The following is a 15,333-nucleotide window of genomic DNA, read 5'->3' on the forward strand; positions in this document are numbered from 1 at the left end:
TCCTCGCGCTTCTGGAACCAGTCGTGGAAGACGTCGAAGATCGCGAGTAACCGCTCTTCCGGCGTGGCACCGCGCTGGCGGGACTGAGTCTCCACCATGCCGAGCGTCCACAACTGCTCACGGCGCTGGAGCACGGCGAGCACGAGATCGTCCTTGGAGGGAAAGTGCCGATACAGTGTCGCTTTGGCGACGCCGGACACCGCGATGACCTCCTCGGTACCCACCGCTCGGATGCCGCGGCGAGTGAACAGCGTGTAGGCCGTGCTCAGTATTCGCTCGCGAGCAGGTGCGGCGATTGCGGTACGCGGAAGGTTCGGGGTCTCCATTTCCCCCTGACGATATCGCTGTACAGACCGCCCTGTCTATGTTAGGAAAGAAAGACAGGTCTGTCTTGAGGACGCAGGGTGGGCCCCGACTGTCGAGCGCCTATTCGGCGCGAAACGAATCGAGTGCCCCCATGAGCACAGCACTGCACGGCCTCGGCTCCTCCCTCCCACCCCCGGCTGATGAGCCGGAAGACGCCCATCTTTTCCTGAGCGCGAGCATCGAACGCCGCGGTAGCGCGGTGGTGATCCATGTCCGTGGCGAAGTCGACGCCTACACGCTGCCGACGTGGCGCCGACTGTTGTCGGAAGCTGTCGCGTCGGTCACAGCCACGGGCCCCCTGGTGGTCGAGACCAGCGGCCTCCTTTTCATGGCCTGCCGCTCGTTGGTGGTCTTGGCCGATGAGTCCGAGCGCTGCCGGCGTCGCGGCATTCGGCTGAGTGTCGTCGGCAGCTGGTCGGTCGTCACCCGGGTCGTGACCGTTATCGAACTCGATGCCTTGCTGCCCGTCTACGCTTCTGTCGAGGACGCGTTGGCCGAGTCGGTGCCGGACGGGCGTCCGCACGTCGCGGGCCGGTGTAATGCCGTCGCGCCGGTGCGACACAGAAGCGAACCATCCGCGTAAATCGGCTCGGTGCTGTACCTGCGCGGCATCGACTTCGAGGTCGTGCGGGTCGCACGGGCAGTGTGCCCCGCCGAATAGCTCCACGTACTCGCGAGAGTCGTTCTCGGACTAAGTATCGGCACTGCGTCGTTGTCGCCGTGCCCGGACCGTGTGGAACGGTGCCGGGAAAGGGCGGCGCAGCGTGCCGGGCTGATCGGCGAGCGCGGGTACTCCGTCGACGGGTGGAGTATTGCGCTCGGGCTGAGCGGAATCCTGTTCGTCGGCGGGTGCGTTCGGTTGAATTCGGTGTCGCCTCTGTACGTCAGGCGTCCTGAGCGGAGTTGGACGCCGGTTCCGGCGTCGCCGGCAGTGTCGAGCCCAGGACGGCAGAGTTCCAGACGAGGAGCACCACATGACAGCACCGGCCGCCCCCACCCAGCCTCGCTTCGTCGAGAACCGGCGCCGCCCGGTCGCGACCGAATCCGGCGCGACGATCCCGTCCGAGCGGCACTGACTCCCATGAGCGACGTCACAACTCGGATCAGGACTTTGTCGTTCCTGACACCGGGCAACTACCCCGACGACGACCCTTACGCCGGGCTCGAGGACACATTGCGGCTGTTCGAGTACGGCGAGAGCCTGGGTTTCGACGGTGCGTGGATCCGGCAACGACATCTCGAGCACGGCGTCGGCTCGGCGGCGGTGTTCCTGGCCGCGGCCGGTCAGCGCACCAGCCGGATCGAGCTGGGCACGGCGGTGATCCCGATCGGCTACGAGAGCCCCTTCCGGCTGGCCGAGGACCTGTCGCTGGCCGATGTGCTCTCGCGGGGCCGGTTGCAAGCCGGATTCAGCGCGGGCACCCCGCCGCATGCCGAGCTGATCGGACATCGGGTCTTCGATGGAGACTGGCGCACCTACGACCTGTCCTACGGACGAATCGGCCGGTTGATCGAGAACCTGCGCGGCGACTACCTCGGTGCCGCCGACACGGTGATCCACTCCCCGGGCAACACGCAGCGGCCCCGCTTGCAGCCGCACAACCCCGGCTTGATAGCGCGGCTCTGGTATGGCGGCGCCAGTATCCGCTCGGTCCGCTGGGCAGGGGAGAACGGCCTGAACCTGCTGACCGGGAACATCGTCTTCGGCGAGCGCAGCGACGACTTCACCACCACCCAGCTGGACTTGATCGGCGAATATCGCCGGTTGGCCGATCCGGCCCGGCCCGCTCGCGTCGCGGTGGGGCGAGTGATATTCCCGTTCGACAGCGCCGACCGCGCGACCCGGGAGCGGTACCGGCGGTACGCGGCCGGTCGGCACGAGCGGACCCTCGCGCCGCAGGGGGAGCGGCGTGTCCTCTTCGCCCCGGATCTGGTCGGCACCGCCGACGAGATCATCGACCGGTTACGGGCCGATCCGGTGCTCGCGCGGACATCGGAACTGCGACTGGAACTGCCGTACGAGTTCCACCGCGCCGATTACGAACAGATCCTGCACGACACCGTGGAGTTGATCGCGCCCGCCCTGGGCAAACAGGCCGTGGCGCCTCGGCTCGGGAATGAGTACGACGGCGATGCGGTGGCCGCGTCTGCGTGATCCGGCCGATACGGCGCACAAAGGGGCCCGCTGGTCGGTCGCCGATCGGCCGGGGGCGGCGGATTTCAATTCCGACGGGGGAGTCGATTCGGGCCGGGGAGGCGGGGCGAACGCGATCCGGGGGCGGAGGCGCGCAAAGTGTCAGCGGTGATAGCAATGACTGCTTTCTCTATCATCGCCGGGCCCGTTTCCGCCCTGGAGTGATCAGCTCAGATCGGGCAGCCGCCCGCCGCGCCCGAGGGCGGCGAGAAGGAGTCCAGCGCGTATTTGCGGTGCAGCCGGACCAGTTTCTCGTATTGCAGGCGGTTGTACGCCAGCGGGGCGAGCAGAAGCCGGTCCGGCAGCACCTTCCACGCCACTTGCAGCAGCCAGACGTACGCCGCGAATTCGACATGGTGGCGCCGCTTCAGCTCGAAGCCGACCATGCGGCGGACTCCGGGATGCATGACTTCGGCCGAGCACACCTGGATCACGTGGCCGGCGAGATGGCGCAGCAGCAGCCACAACGGCAGCAGCGCGCTGCGCAGCAGCGGAGGCAGCCCGAGGGTGGGCAGGGGAAGCCTGGTGAGTCCGGCGAACTGCTCGACCAGGAACGGGTTCGCGGCCAGTTCTCGCTCCACCATCGTGTCGTAGTACTCGGCCGCCGACGCCAGATCGGGCGGCAGTTTGCCCGACCGCGCGGCGAGTTCCAATCCGGAGAACCCCTCGCGCAGCATCTGGTAGGCGGCTTCCTTCTCCGCGGGCCGCAGCACCGTCCCGGTGCAGTAGGTGAAGGTGTTGAGCGCGACGAACATTCCGCTGACGCCCACCCAGATCCAGGTCTGCGGGTTCAGCGCGCTGTAGCGGACGTCGTGATAGTCGCCTCGCCCCCGGCCGTGCACGTCGCGATGCCGCTGCTTGAGCCACTCCGCCTCGGCCTGCCGGTCGGCCGGATCGCCCCACATCGCGAGGAGGGCGGAGAAACCCGAACGGACGCCGCGATCGGCGAAGTTCGCGGCGAAGCGACCGGTGCGGTCCACGGCGGCGGCGACCGGAACGAGCGCGACCTGATCGAAGGCGGCGCCGGCGAACACGCCCGACAGCACACTGCCGGTGTGCTTGCGGAACTCGGCGAGCACCTCCGGGAACACCCCGGACGGCGTCCCGGCGCGGGCGCCGGACTGGGAAACAACGGGCAGCTCTGCGTTCGTTGCCATGGGTCACCTCTGACTGCCGGTGATAGTTATATACCTTAAAGACTATCATTCCGGCGGTGGGAGAGACGATACCCGCCGCTCCCGCGGCCGGGGAAAGGCTGACGACGATGGCGAGGGGGCGCGACGGGCGGGCGGTAGGCTCTCGCCGATGAGGGCGCACCGGAACGATTCGAGCGAGACCGCGGCGAGCACCCGCCGCAAGAGTGCCCCGGGTGAACTCGGCCGGGCCGGGCACCCGCCCGCCGTGCGCGCGCCGGAGCGCGGTGGTGACGACCCGACCGTCGCGGAGTTCCTCGCGGCGGTGGGCGACGCGTGGGCCGACCTCACCGCGCTGGATGCCAAGTCGCGCCGCATCGTCGATGCCGCCCGTGACTGCTTCGCCGAAGTCGGATTCGAGGAGACCACGATGGTGCGCATCGCCGCGGGCGCGGGTGTGGGCGTCGCCACGGTCTATCGCCGTTTCGGCACCAAATCGGCACTGGTGCGGTACGCCCTGATGGCCGAATCGCAGCGGGTCGGCGTCATCGTGGCCGAGGCGGTGCAGCGTTCGGCGGGCCCGGTGAGCGCCCTGGCGGAGATGTTCTCGGCGTTCGTGAGCGAGGCCAAGGCCCCTCGCCTGCTGACGCACAGCTTGCGCGTCTCGTCGGCGGCGGGCGAGCTCACGCGGTTCCTCACCGGGGACGAATTCATCGAACAGGGCCGGACGCTGGTAGCGCGATTCATCGTGCACTGGCAGCGGCGCGGTGAGCTCGGCGTCTTCGACGCCGAAGTGGTCGCCGAGTTGTTCGTCCGCCTGACGATGTCGTTCATCTCGAATCCGCGTGGCGCGCTGCCGCTGGCGGATGCCGCCGAGGCGAAGGAGTTCGCCCGGCGGTTCCTCGCGCCGTTGCTGTTCCCGCACCCCGGCGGGAGTTAGCCACCGGCCCGGCTACTGTTTCGGGCGCACCCGGTAGGCCGCCGACTTCAGTTCGCGCTCCTTCATCTGCTGGATGCACCGGTGATGCCTCCTGGCGTGGTAGGCGATGGGGAAGTAGGTGAGCCGCTCGGGCAGCACCCGGTAGGCGAATCGGATGACGGTGTAAATGCGTTCGAGTTGCCGCTGCTCCTGTTCGCTCCATTCGACCCCCACCATGGCGCGCAGTCGCGGGTCCAGCAGTCCCACGATGGACAGGTAGTTGAAGCGCAGCAGTGGCCTGGCCAGCGCACGGACGAGGGACCGGACGGGAAAGGGCAAGGCGCGCAATTGCTCGGTGTCGCCGGACCGCAGGTCCGCGAACTGCTGGCGCACGTCGTCGGTGGCGCAGAGCACGTCGGACACCATGTGCTCGTAGTAGGCGTCGAATTCCGCCCTGTTCGTCGGGTAACCCTTCATCGGCACGCGCAGGATGCGTGCGATGCGGATGTTGTCGGCGAGCAGATCGTCGAGTTCGTTCGCGGTGAATTCGCGACCGACCAGCAGCGGTCCGGCCTTGGCGGTGGTGACGTAGGCGGTCGCGATCACCCATTGGTACGCCCCGGGGTTGAGCGCGCTGATGCGTCTTCCCTCGCCGTTGCGCATGGTCAGCGGCTCGTGCAGCGAACGAAGCCGCTTGCCCTCCTCGATGGCCTCCAGGCCACCGTAGGTCCACCGCAGGACCGAGTCGACGGAGCGGATCGCGCGGCCCAGCGGATCGGTGCGGGCGACGGAATACCGGTCGACGACATCGCGGATCACCGGGTGCAGTCCCTGCATCGCGAACGCGGCGCCCTCGACGACGAGATAGGTCCAGTGGCCGACCATTTCGGCGGTCATCGAATCCGGCGACACCAGCTCGATCGGCTCGCCGTCGACCGACACCACCTGGGGGGCGGCCGCATCGGCGATCGCGTCCGTTGTTGTCGTCTCGATCGTGCTCGCGGAATTGCGAGGGGCTGCGGTCATCATCTTCTCCTGTTCGTGCACTGTGGAAGTCGTCGGCCCGTCATCGCGGCGCCGGTGTCGTCTCGGGCGGCGGTGCGGGCAGATCCGGTGTCACGCCGCCGACGTCGGTGATGGTCCAATCGGCGGCGCGGTTGAGCGTGACGGTGTAGGCGGCGGTGGCGGTGACGCCCTCCGGGGTCTGCCTGCTGCGTGAATTCATGTCGACGAACACTTGGACCACGTACAGGTCGCCCTCTCGGCGGGAGACCTTCGCGGCCAGAAGCTTCGCGGTGGCGGTGTACTCCATCTGGTTCAGCCAGGGCCCTACGACGTCGACGGCGGCCGACAGCTTCGGGGCCAGCTGGTGACTCACGTCGGTCTGCAACGCTTTTCGCCACCCCTCGATATCGCCCGCGCGTACCTGCGACACGTTGAGCGCGTACGTCGAGGCGGCTTGTTCGGCGGCCGCGTCCGTGTCGAGCTGCGCACGCAGCGTGGCCAGCTCGTCGGCGGAACTGTCGCCGAACCTGCCGACGGCCAGCGAGACCGCTGCCACGACGGCGACGGCGGCCACAGCCAGCGCGACGGCGGTGGAGCGGGTGATGCCTGCGGGAAGGCGCAGGCCGGGAACGCGCACCGACCGTGTACCCCGCCTGCTGGGCGGGTCTGGCGCGGTGCCTTCCTCGGCCGGAGTGTCGCCGGTCTCTGCTGCGGTGGTGCTCATCGTTCTCCTTCGGCTCCCGGCGGTGTCCGCAAGGTGATCCGCAGGCGATCGCCGGATAGTGCGGTGAGGGCTTGGTCGAGCAGGGTGGCCATGTCGACAGCCCCGAGCGCGGGCCCGGCGGCCGAGGTCACCGGCCGCAGCGCGACGCCGAGTGCCCCGAGTTCGGGGGCCAGCTCGCGCAGGAAGTCGACGAAGCGCTGTTCCTCCTCCCGCCATGAACCGAGCACTTCGCGGCCGCGCAGCAGGGCGGACCCTTCGAACAGGTACTGGTAGGACACGCCGAGTGTTTCGCCGAACCGGTCGAGCTGCGGGGGTGCGGCGGTCAGCGCGGGTCGCACCCAGTCGACATCGGGCATGAGCCGCAGCAGATTTCGCAGCACCGCGTCCAGGGACGGCTGATGCCGGGCCAAGGTGAGCGCGAGCAGTTGGGCGGCGCGCGCGATGGCCGGAGCCACCTGCCCGGCGTGCTCCACCGCGGTGGCGAACGTCTCGGCCAACCGGCTGATCGCGGCCGAATCGGCTTGGTCGAGCAGCGCCGACGAGGCCGCGAGCAATTCCGGAACCGAAGGGGGTATGCCGACCGAGCCGGTGAGCCGGTCGCCGTCGCGCAGATAACGCGTCCGATCCGGTTCGCGCACCGGGCCTGGGAGGAAGGCGAATACCGGCTCGCCCAGCGCGGAGAGATTCTCGATCTCCATCGCGGTGTCCACCGGAATCGGCTGGGCGCGGTCATAGGACAGCCGTATCCGGACGCCTCCGGGCACGCTGTGCACCTCGTCCACGGTTCCGATATCGACCCCTCGGTAGACGACGGCCGATCCGGGTCGCAAACCCGCGGCGTCGTCCATTCGGACCGTGACGTGGTTGCGTTCGGCCATCGGCTCCACGTCGAGTACGCCGAGCATCAGGTAGCCGCTGCCGAGTGCGGTGACCACGGTGAGGGCCACGCCGGACAACCACGCGGGAATTCTGGTCAAGGCAGTACCCCGATCAGCCGAAGCAGGATCAGTGCGTCGACGTCACGGTCGGGGCTGCCTGCGATCCCGACCCTGCGCAGATCCAGTGCGGGGTTCTGGAGAAACGGGATCACTTTGCCGGACAGCAATTCCGCGATCAACGCCCCGTTGCCTTCCCAGCGCGTGGCGTCGGCCGACGGCTCACGCAGCAGGACCGCCGATAGTTCCAGCGCGTCGTTGAGACGGGGTAACCGGGGAATGAGCCAATCCAGCCCGTTGGTGAGCGTGTTGACGTCGATCACGACGTTGAGCACCGCGGTCATGAATTCCGGGACACGCTCGAGTCGTTGTCGAGCCGTCTCCGAGAAGATGAATCCGACCTCCGCGCGCATCTCGTGCAGTCGCTGGGTCAGTTGGTCCGTGGCGGCGACTATGCGGTCGATGTCACCGATGCCGTCGGCCGCGTCGGCGAGATCGGCGGCGATGCGCCCGGCCAGCTCCCTGGTCTCGGCGGGGTCTTCGGGTAGGGCGCGGTTCCATTGGTCGACCGCGTCCTGCATCCTCGCGGCGCTGCCGCCGTTGACGAAGGCGGCCATTCGCTCGAGGATCTGCTCGATCTGTGGCCCGGTGTCGGTGTCGCGCAGCGGAATGGTGCCGCCGTCGCGCAGCAGGCCCGCGCTGTCGTCGGGCGGCGGCAGCAGGGCGAGGTAGATGTCGCCGAGGACGGTCGTCTGCCGCAGTTCGGCCCGTGTGCCGACGGGCAAGCGGACCTCGGCGCGCACGTCGAGGTGCGCTACCGCGGCGTGCGGCACGAGTTCGATCGACCGCAGCCGGCCGACGGTGGTGCCGTTGCTGCGGACCTCGGCTCCCGCGGGCAGACTCAACAGCGACTCGAACTCGACCGCGAGACGATAGGTGGGTCCGTCGACGCCGGTTCCCGGCAGGGCTTGGTCGCTCGGGTCGAAGCCGCATCCGCCCGATGCGAGCAGTGCGAGGGTGAGGCTCACGAGCAGCAGTTGCCGCCTGCGGCCGGCCGGTCGACGCCACCTGGTCATCGCGGGCTCCCTGCGGTCGCGAGAACGGCCACGGGCAACGGCATCCGAGCCGCGTGCGCCGAGATGACCTCGCAGGTATCCGATATCGCCGGGGACGCGCAGAACGCCTGGGCATCGGCCGCACCGACGACGACCGCCGACGGGCGATAGTCGAAGGCGATGCCGCCGGACCCGCCCTGCAACATGCTGCGCATCATGATGACGACTCCCGGTATGGTCGCCAGCAGATCACGGGATTCCTCCGCCCGCGTTCGGGCCAGCGTCACTATCGGAACCGAGGATTCGAGAACCTCCATCAGGTAGGGAAAGTGGTGGTTGAACAGCCGGTCGAGCGGGCCCAGCGCCGCCGCGAGTTTGCCGACCAGGATCTTGACGATCACGAGAGTGCGCTCGAGCAGGGCCAGCCCGGGCCCGAACGTGATCATCGAGGTCTTGATGTCGTTCCACTCCGCGGCGACGAACCGGCTCAGCTCCGCCGAGTTGTCCAGCAGTTCGCCGAGCTGGGTGACGAACGTGTCCGGCGCGGCCAGTACTTCCGACAGCTGCCGCAGTTGCCGGTCGAGAGCAGGCCCGAGCCCGTGCAACTCGCGGTCCGCGCCGTCCAGCAGTGCCCGCAACGGCGTGCTGCCGTCCGGTCCCGGGCGGGTGATGTCGTCGAGCAGTCCGGTGAACGAGCCGAGCGCGTCGGAGACGCTCACCGGTGTCGCCGTGAGGTCGGGCTGGACGCACCGACCGGCAGGCAGCGCTTGTTCGCCCCGCACCGTGGTGTCCACCAGTTCCACGCGACGGTCGGTGAGTATCGAAGAATTCACCACGGCCGCCCGCATGCGAGCCGACAGCGGACGCTCGTCGAGCACCATCTCCACCCGAACGTGTTCGTGGTCGGGCACGACCGCTCGTACTTTCCCCACCGCTACACCGCGAATTGTCACCGGCGCGTCCGGATAGAGACCGAAGGTGTCGTCGAACAGGGCGCAGACGGTGCGGGCGGGGCGTTCGGAGCGGTGCACGGCCGCCCCTGCCACTGCCGACACGACGACCGCGGCCGCGATCAGCACCGCCGGCATCCGCATCTTTCTCCCGTGCACCGCGCGCATGATCAACACCCCGCTCCCGGTACCGGCAGGCATACGCCGGGGCGCTGCACGGTGAGACCGCTCTGATCGATGAGCGCTCGACCTTCCGGCCCGGCGAGCGCGGCGAGTTCTTCCATCGTGCGCGTCATCGCCGTGATGATCGCCTCCGTGGAACTCAGCAGGTCGCGGCTGAGGTCGCGGCTCTGCTCGAGCGGAAAAAGCAGCGGCTCCAGCTTCTCCGCGTAGGGACCGGCGAGGAAATCGAACAGCAGCCCGACGACGGCGGTCACCTTGTCGGCGAAGATCTCGACCTCGGTACGGGCCGCCACGATCTGCGGTCCCAGGATGGCGTACGCCCGGATCACCTCGGTGGCCAGCATCTCGTTGTCTCGGGCGGTCCGCAGGTATTCGTTGGACAGGGCGAGCAGTCCCTCGACTTGGTTCTTCTGTTCGGCCAGCGCGCCGACCACCACGCCGAGTGAGGACACGGCGCGGCGGACCGTCCCCGGGGCGTCCGTGAGCGCGTGCGCCGCGGCGTCGAGCGTCCTGCGCAGCGATTCGGTGTCGATCTGCTCGGTGAGTTCGACCGATTCCGGTATCAGTTCGTTCACCAGGAACGGCAGCCGTGCCCGCTCCATCGGGATCGGCGCGCGCAGCGGTTGCTCACCCGCGGGCAGCAGCGCGAGATACAGCCCGCCCACCGGTGTGAGCATGCGGATGTCCGCGGCGGTCCGGTCCCCGAGGCGGTGCGCCGTATCGACGAGGAACTCGACGTCGACGTGCTCCTCGGCCAGCCGAATCGTCAGCACCCGGCCCACTTTCACGCCGGCGATCCGCACGCTGTCGCCGGTGGTCAAGCCTCCTGTTTCCGGCAGGTGCAGCCGGTAGGTCGCATAGTTCGGCGGGCGGAGATAGAGCACACCGACCGTCGCGAAGGCCAGCGTGACAGCGATGACGCTGACCAGCGCCCAGATCAGCTGGCCGCGGGGCGACGGGGTCTCGGGACCGAAGGAAACAGCAATGCGAACGGAGCGGTCTCTCATCACCGACTCCCGTCACAGACGGTCAATGGACGGCCGTGCAGCAGCACCGCCGCGGTGACCGGCAACGTGATCGTGCCGTTCGCGCACTGCCGGGACGGCTCGGAGCGGGGGATCAGGGCGTTGAGCGATTCCAGCAGCCCGGGCAGCGCCGACAGCGACCGCACCGCGGCGGCGGTGTCGGGAATGGCCTGCCGGATCCGTTCGGTGAGCGCGTCGGAGCTGTCGCGTGCGCCGAGCAGCAGGCGCGCGAGAGCCTCGGCCGCCCGCACGATTTCGGTCATCTCGACCGAGCCCTTGTCCATCAGGTTCAGGAACTCCTCCATCCGTCCGGCGACCGGCATGAAGATGGAGTGGAAGACCCGCAAGATGTTCTCGAGGTTGGCCGAGCGGCCGCGCAGCCGCTGCGACAGCGTGTCCAGGTTGGCGACGATGGTCGCGATGACGGTCGTACGATCCTCGGCGTAGGCAGTGAGCGCGGCCAGATCGCGCAGCAGCGGCGCGATATCGTTGCCGCTGCCTTCGATCATGGCGACCAAGCCGGCGGCGAAGCGGTTGTAGACCTGTGGATCGGCTTCGCGCAGCAGCGGCCGCAAGCCATTGAAGACCGTGGTGATGTCGAACGAGTCGACCGTTTCGACCACCGGCTGGGCCGGATCAAGGTACGGCCCTTGTTCCGCCGCCGCGGTGATCGCGAGATACCGCTGACCGGTGAGGTTCTGGAATCTGATCGCCAGGCCGTCGGTAGTGCGCAACCGATATCGCGACTGCACGGTGAATCGCACGGAGGCGCGATGGTCGGAGGTCAGCGAGATGCCGGTCACCTTGCCGACCTGCACGCCGCGCAGCCGGACATCCGCGTTCTGCTGGAGGCCGAAGACGTCGCCGAATTCCGCGCGATAGCCGATCGTCTCGCCTCCGACCGGACGCCGGATCGCCTGCACGACCAGGGCCACCACGGCGATCACGACCACCAGCAACAGCAGCAGGCGTACTGCGGCGGACCGCGGTGTCCTCATCGCCCCGCACCGCCCGCCGCCTCGGCCGGAATGCGGAACGCGGGCACCGCCTCGATCAGCACTTCCACGTCGAGCACCAAGCGGTCGGCGCGGTGCCGCAGCGCCCCGTCGATCGCCGTCGTGAGATCGCGCACCTGCCGCGGCGTGACCCCGCGCATCGCCTGATCCAGTGGGATCACGAGGTCCAGCAGCATGTCCACCGCCTGCGAGGTCGGGCCGAGCGCTCCGACCAGCTCCCCGGCGAAGGCGAACACGAGGTTGGACACCTCGGAAATGGTGTCGGAGGCCTGGCGCGTCCGCAGGTCGTCGTCCAGCTCCGTCACCGACGCGAGAGCGGTGAGTATGCCCAGCGCCGAAGGCGTGAACGCGGCGACGCCTTCGGTGACATCCGCGGATTCGCGGAGCAACTCGGCGAGCGGGGCGGGCCGAGCTCGCTGCCACGTGCGAGCCAGTAGCAGAGCCGAGGTGAGCATCGGCGCCACCGCCTCGGTCAGGCGCGCGCCGTTCTCCAGCGCTGTCGCCGTCCGGGCGGTCAGTACGTCGGCCACGGCGCGGCCGGAGTCGCGCAGGATTCGGGTCACGGTGAAGTTGTCCACCCGATCGCCCAGGTCGAGCACCGCGCCCGCGCGGAGCGGATCGCCACCCGGCATCGGAACGAATTCCAGGGCAGTCGGTCCGAAGACGTTGGCGGAGACGAACCGGGTCTGCATCGCCGTCGACAACTCGCTCAGACGCGCCGCCTCGACGCCGACGCGCACGCGTTGCCGATCGGCGCCGACGGGTTCGACCGCTACCACCGAGCCGATCGTCATGCCGCGCAGGCGGACCGCGCTGTCGGCTCCGATGCCGTCACCGAGGCTGGTCAGCACGATGTCGAAGCCGACGAGGCCCTCCCGGTTCGGCTCGAGCGTGCGCCAGACGGCGGTGGCGAGCAGGGCCAGCGCCGCGAGCAGCGCCAACCCGCGCAACCGCAGACCCGCACGGCCGGGTCCGCGAACCGAGAACTGCACCGCACGACTCATCGAACTCACCCCGCGAAGCTGATGTCGGTGTCGAAGCCCCACATGGCGATGGTCATCACCATGTCCGTCGACGCGATGAGCACCAGGCTCGCGCGGATGGCGCGGCCCGAGGCGATGCCGACCCCTTCGGGCCCGCCGGTCGCGTAGAAGCCCTGGTAGGCGTGCACACCGGTGATCACGAGAACGAAGACCACCACTTTCACCAGGGAATGCACCAGGTCCGCCGGCGCCACGAACATGTGGAAGTAGTGCGCGAACGCACCCGAGGCCTGGCCGTGCACCGCGGTGACGGTGAGCCGGGTCGTGAGGAATCCGAGCGCCAGCGCGATCAGGTATGTGGGGACCACCGTGAGCACAGCGGCGATCACCCGCGTGGACACCACGTAGGGGATCGGGTCGATCGCTTGCGCTTCGAGCGCGTCGATCTCCTCGGAGATGCGCATCGCGCCGATCTCGGCGGTCATCCGGCATCCCGCCTGGGCGGCGAAGCCGACCGCGGCGATGAGCGGGGCGAGTTCGCGCGGGTTCGCCAGTGCCGACATCGCTCCGGCGAGCGGACCGAGCCCGAGCATGTCCAGCGCGGTGAATCCGACGATGCCGATCATCGCCCCCGCCACCACGCCCATGATGACCAGCACGGGCACCACTCCGCCGCCGACGATGACCGACCGTCCACCGCCCCAGGCCAGATCGGTGCAGACCGCGACGACCTGCTTGCGGTAGCGGCGTAGCGCGTACCCCGTGCCCAGTCCGGCCGCGATCCCGAAGCGCAATTGGAAGCCCAATTCCTCCAGTGGTTCCCACAACCGCCCGAGCTGCCGCGTCCAGCGCAGACCCCGGGGCCGATACTCCGACGGCCGTGCGGTCCGCAGTCCGCCGCGCGCCGCCATCAGAGGAATCCCAACGGCACGAACAACAGCACCACCTGCGTGATGACCAGGTTCACCACCAGGCAGGTCAGCAATCCGAGCACGACGGCGGCATTCACGCAGTCGGCCACGCCCTTCGGGCCACCCTGCGCCTCCAATCCGCGCTGGCAGGCGATCACCGCGACGAGGTAACCGAAGACCGCCGCCTTGGCGATACAGATCACCAGATCGGTCACGGTGGCGAAACTTCCGAACGACAGCCAGTAGGAACCGGGCGCGACGCCTTGGCCCACCGAGGCGACCAGGAAGCTGGCGAGGATGCTCATCAGGATGACCAGCACGGCCAGCATCGGCGCCACCGCGGTCATCGCGAGGACGCGCGGCGCGACCAGGCGGCGGTGCGGATCGATGCCCATGGTGCGCAACGCGTCGATCTCTTCGCGGATCGTGCGGGCACCCAGGTCGGAGGCGATCGCCGACGCGCCCGCACCACCCACCAGCAAGGCGGCGGCCAGCGGGGCGATCTGCTGCATCACGCCCATGCCGCCCACCGCGCCCGCCAGCGAACCGGCGCCGACGTTCTCGGTGATACTGCCGACCTGGACGGCGATCACCACGCCCATCGGCAGCGAGATGAGAATCGCGGGCAGCAGCGAGACCGAGGCGAAGAACCACGCCTGGACCAGCGCTTCGCGCGCGGGGAACCGGCCGAGGGCCAGATCCGTGGCCAGCAGCGCGGTGGACCGTACGCCGAGTCGGACCGTGCGGCCGAAAGTCCTTGTGCTCGCGGCGATTCGGTTGCTCAGCGCGGTTGCGAGCGGAACCGGCTCGGGCCTATCCGGGGAAGACCACTCAGCGGCCGCCGCGTACTCGGACACGTTCTACTCCTCGCGCAACGATCCATCTCGCCCGAAGGGGAGGTGTATCGCTCCGAGCGGGGAAAGCTGCGCTATTGATAGTTCAACCGCAATCAGACTATCAATTGCTCGACACGCGTGAACCCAGATTCGCGATAACGATCGAACATTGTCCTTCGATGACTCGGGTTGCTGCTCGGAACCGATCCGGGTGGCGAAGTCCTGGGGCGGACGTCGCGGCGGTCTCAGTCCTCCAGGTGTCGGTCGGCGACCTGATCGGTCGCGCCCGGCGCGGACAGGTCCCGCTGCCAGGTGACGCTCAATCCGTCGCGCTCACCGAATCGCACCAGATGTCGGGCGAGCACGTCCTCGAGCTGTGGCAGGTCCTCGGCGGCGGCTTCGATGCGCAGCAGCAATTCGCCGGGCCGCGCGGTGACCGTGGCACGGCCGGTGTCCAGGTCGATCCAGCCGGAGGCGTTCTCCGCCGACCACTCACCGCCGTTGCGCCGTCCCAGGTGCGCCACCAATTGCTTGCCATAACGCTCCGGCCGCTCGGTGCGAACCAGCGATCGGGACGAGGCGGACGAGCCCCCGGCGCTCACGAGGCGCCCCGCGCCGATTTCCCGACCTGCGCGCCGAGCGACGGCAACACCATGACGAGCACCAGCCTTCGTGTCGGACGACTGCGGACCAGGCTTCGGCGAGCGCGAGCTGTCGAACAGCATCACCTGTATCGAGCTGGGTTTACCACCTCGCACGTCATTTACACAGATACTTCCGACCGCACGCACGGCGCCCGGCTATCACACGAAATCCCTCGCCGAGGCCGCGCACCGGTGCGGTCTCTCCGCTGGGCCGGTCGATGCCGCGTCACGGTGTCGCGGCGAGCGCGGCGGCGAAGATCGGCCACGAGTTGTGCAGGTCCTCGCGCCAGTACGACCAGGAATGGGTACCGGTCGCGCGCAACTCGAAGGTGGCCGGAATCGCCAGATGGTCGAACCTTTCCCGCAGCTGACGGGTGCAGCGCTCGGCGAACGCCTCCAGCGCGCCGCCGATGAGGAGTTGATCGATCAATTTGTTCGGGCTGTGCTCGATACC

At 68.7% G+C, this 15,333-nt stretch carries 16 protein-coding genes and 1 pseudogene; 3 read left to right on the top strand and 14 right to left on the bottom strand.

Features of this window, described 5'->3' with window-relative positions; genetic code table 11:
• The coding region (locus ON27_RS14410; protein ID WP_043726174.1) for a TetR/AcrR family transcriptional regulator at nt 1–326 on the bottom strand (326 nt) is incomplete at its 3' end.
• Nucleotides 327–457: 131 nt separating this feature from the next.
• Between ON27_RS14410 and ON27_RS14415 the strand changes: the two genes are divergently transcribed.
• Both ON27_RS14415 and ON27_RS14420 read left to right on the top strand, forming a co-directional pair.
• Complete coding sequence (locus ON27_RS14415) at nt 458–949, top strand: anti-sigma factor antagonist (RefSeq protein ID WP_157227186.1); 492 nt, start codon at nt 458–460, stop codon at nt 947–949.
• Nucleotides 950–1,447: 498 nt separating this feature from the next.
• Nucleotides 1,448–2,521 carry an LLM class flavin-dependent oxidoreductase gene (locus ON27_RS14420; protein ID WP_051046581.1) on the top strand — a complete coding sequence of 358 codons (1,074 nt, stop codon included), beginning with the start codon at nt 1,448–1,450 and terminating at the stop codon, nt 2,519–2,521.
• 209 nt (nt 2,522–2,730) lie between these two features.
• Here ON27_RS14420 and ON27_RS14425 read toward each other — a convergent pair whose 3' ends face one another.
• Complete coding sequence (locus ON27_RS14425) at nt 2,731–3,717, bottom strand: oxygenase MpaB family protein (protein WP_043726154.1); 987 nt, start codon at nt 3,715–3,717, stop codon at nt 2,731–2,733.
• Between the two features lie 148 nt (nt 3,718–3,865).
• Here ON27_RS14425 and ON27_RS14430 point away from each other — a divergent pair, with 148 nt between their 5' ends.
• Nucleotides 3,866–4,633 (top strand): TetR/AcrR family transcriptional regulator, encoded by a 768-nt coding sequence (locus ON27_RS14430; protein ID WP_083887571.1) that lies wholly within the window; start codon nt 3,866–3,868, stop codon nt 4,631–4,633.
• Nucleotides 4,634–4,645: 12 nt separating this feature from the next.
• Here ON27_RS14430 and ON27_RS14435 read toward each other — a convergent pair whose 3' ends face one another.
• From ON27_RS14435 to ON27_RS14490, 12 genes and pseudogenes are all read right to left on the bottom strand, one after another.
• The gene (locus tag ON27_RS14435; RefSeq protein ID WP_083887574.1) at nt 4,646–5,638 is read right to left on the bottom strand and encodes an oxygenase MpaB family protein; all 993 of its coding nucleotides are present in this window, start codon (nt 5,636–5,638) and stop codon (nt 4,646–4,648) included.
• Nucleotides 5,639–5,678: 40 nt separating this feature from the next.
• Complete coding sequence (locus ON27_RS14440) at nt 5,679–6,341, bottom strand: hypothetical protein (protein WP_051046582.1); 663 nt, start codon at nt 6,339–6,341, stop codon at nt 5,679–5,681.
• Nucleotides 6,338–7,318: an MlaD family protein gene (locus ON27_RS14445; RefSeq protein WP_043726157.1), complete on the bottom strand. Its 981-nt coding sequence runs from the start codon at nt 7,316–7,318 to the stop codon at nt 6,338–6,340. The genes ON27_RS14440 and ON27_RS14445 overlap by 4 nt, the downstream gene beginning before the upstream one ends.
• A complete protein-coding gene (locus tag ON27_RS14450; RefSeq protein ID WP_043726158.1) occupies nt 7,315–8,352 on the bottom strand; it encodes an MlaD family protein in 1,038 nt (345 codons plus the stop codon). The genes ON27_RS14445 and ON27_RS14450 overlap by 4 nt, the downstream gene beginning before the upstream one ends.
• On the bottom strand, nt 8,349–9,425 hold the full coding sequence (locus ON27_RS14455; RefSeq protein WP_157227187.1) for an MlaD family protein: 1,077 nt from the start codon (nt 9,423–9,425) through the stop codon (nt 8,349–8,351). Before ON27_RS14455 ends, ON27_RS14450 begins: the two co-directional genes overlap by 4 nt.
• A 26-nt stretch (nt 9,426–9,451) precedes the next feature.
• Nucleotides 9,452–10,471: an MlaD family protein gene (locus ON27_RS14460; RefSeq protein WP_043726162.1), complete on the bottom strand. Its 1,020-nt coding sequence runs from the start codon at nt 10,469–10,471 to the stop codon at nt 9,452–9,454.
• Nucleotides 10,471–11,487: an MlaD family protein gene (locus ON27_RS14465; protein ID WP_043726164.1), complete on the bottom strand. Its 1,017-nt coding sequence runs from the start codon at nt 11,485–11,487 to the stop codon at nt 10,471–10,473. The genes ON27_RS14460 and ON27_RS14465 overlap by 1 nt, the downstream gene beginning before the upstream one ends.
• Nucleotides 11,484–12,509, bottom strand: coding sequence for an MlaD family protein (locus ON27_RS14470; protein WP_043726187.1), 1,026 nt, complete (start codon nt 12,507–12,509; stop codon nt 11,484–11,486). The genes ON27_RS14465 and ON27_RS14470 overlap by 4 nt, the downstream gene beginning before the upstream one ends.
• Before the next feature lie 5 nt (nt 12,510–12,514).
• Nucleotides 12,515–13,399 carry an ABC transporter permease gene (locus ON27_RS14475; protein ID WP_043726166.1) on the bottom strand — a complete coding sequence of 295 codons (885 nt, stop codon included), beginning with the start codon at nt 13,397–13,399 and terminating at the stop codon, nt 12,515–12,517.
• Entirely contained in the window at nt 13,399–14,184 is a 786-nt protein-coding gene (locus ON27_RS14480; protein ID WP_245559948.1) for an ABC transporter permease, read from the bottom strand. Before ON27_RS14480 ends, ON27_RS14475 begins: the two co-directional genes overlap by 1 nt.
• A gap of 296 nt (nt 14,185–14,480) precedes the next feature.
• On the bottom strand, nt 14,481–14,837 hold the full coding sequence (locus ON27_RS14485) for a DUF2218 domain-containing protein (RefSeq protein ID WP_043726168.1): 357 nt from the start codon (nt 14,835–14,837) through the stop codon (nt 14,481–14,483).
• 268 nt (nt 14,838–15,105) lie between these two features.
• Nucleotides 15,106–15,333 (bottom strand): annotated as a pseudogene (locus ON27_RS14490) (esterase family protein); the annotation flags it as partial.

The sequence above is a fragment of the Nocardia asiatica NBRC 100129 genome (assembly GCF_000308415.1).
GTDB classification, from domain to species: domain Bacteria; phylum Actinomycetota; class Actinomycetes; order Mycobacteriales; family Mycobacteriaceae; genus Nocardia; species Nocardia asiatica.

Coding starts and splice junctions, on each gene's coding strand:
- ON27_RS14425 (WP_043726154.1), bottom strand. CDS start 3,717: ATGGCAACGAACGCAGAGCTGCCCGTTGTTTCCCAGTCCGGCGCCCGC.
- ON27_RS14450 (WP_043726158.1), bottom strand. CDS start 8,352: ATGACCAGGTGGCGTCGACCGGCCGGCCGCAGGCGGCAACTGCTGCTC.
- ON27_RS14455 (WP_157227187.1), bottom strand. CDS start 9,425: ATGCGGATGCCGGCGGTGCTGATCGCGGCCGCGGTCGTCGTGTCGGCA.
- ON27_RS14470 (WP_043726187.1), bottom strand. CDS start 12,509: ATGAGTCGTGCGGTGCAGTTCTCGGTTCGCGGACCCGGCCGTGCGGGT.
- ON27_RS14435 (WP_083887574.1), bottom strand. CDS start 5,638: ATGACCGCAGCCCCTCGCAATTCCGCGAGCACGATCGAGACGACAACA.
- ON27_RS14430 (WP_083887571.1), top strand. CDS start 3,866: ATGAGGGCGCACCGGAACGATTCGAGCGAGACCGCGGCGAGCACCCGC.
- ON27_RS14420 (WP_051046581.1), top strand. CDS start 1,448: ATGAGCGACGTCACAACTCGGATCAGGACTTTGTCGTTCCTGACACCG.
- ON27_RS14415 (WP_157227186.1), top strand. CDS start 458: ATGAGCACAGCACTGCACGGCCTCGGCTCCTCCCTCCCACCCCCGGCT.
- ON27_RS14465 (WP_043726164.1), bottom strand. CDS start 11,487: ATGAGGACACCGCGGTCCGCCGCAGTACGCCTGCTGCTGTTGCTGGTG.
- ON27_RS14460 (WP_043726162.1), bottom strand. CDS start 10,471: ATGAGAGACCGCTCCGTTCGCATTGCTGTTTCCTTCGGTCCCGAGACC.
- ON27_RS14440 (WP_051046582.1), bottom strand. CDS start 6,341: ATGAGCACCACCGCAGCAGAGACCGGCGACACTCCGGCCGAGGAAGGC.
- ON27_RS14475 (WP_043726166.1), bottom strand. CDS start 13,399: ATGGCGGCGCGCGGCGGACTGCGGACCGCACGGCCGTCGGAGTATCGG.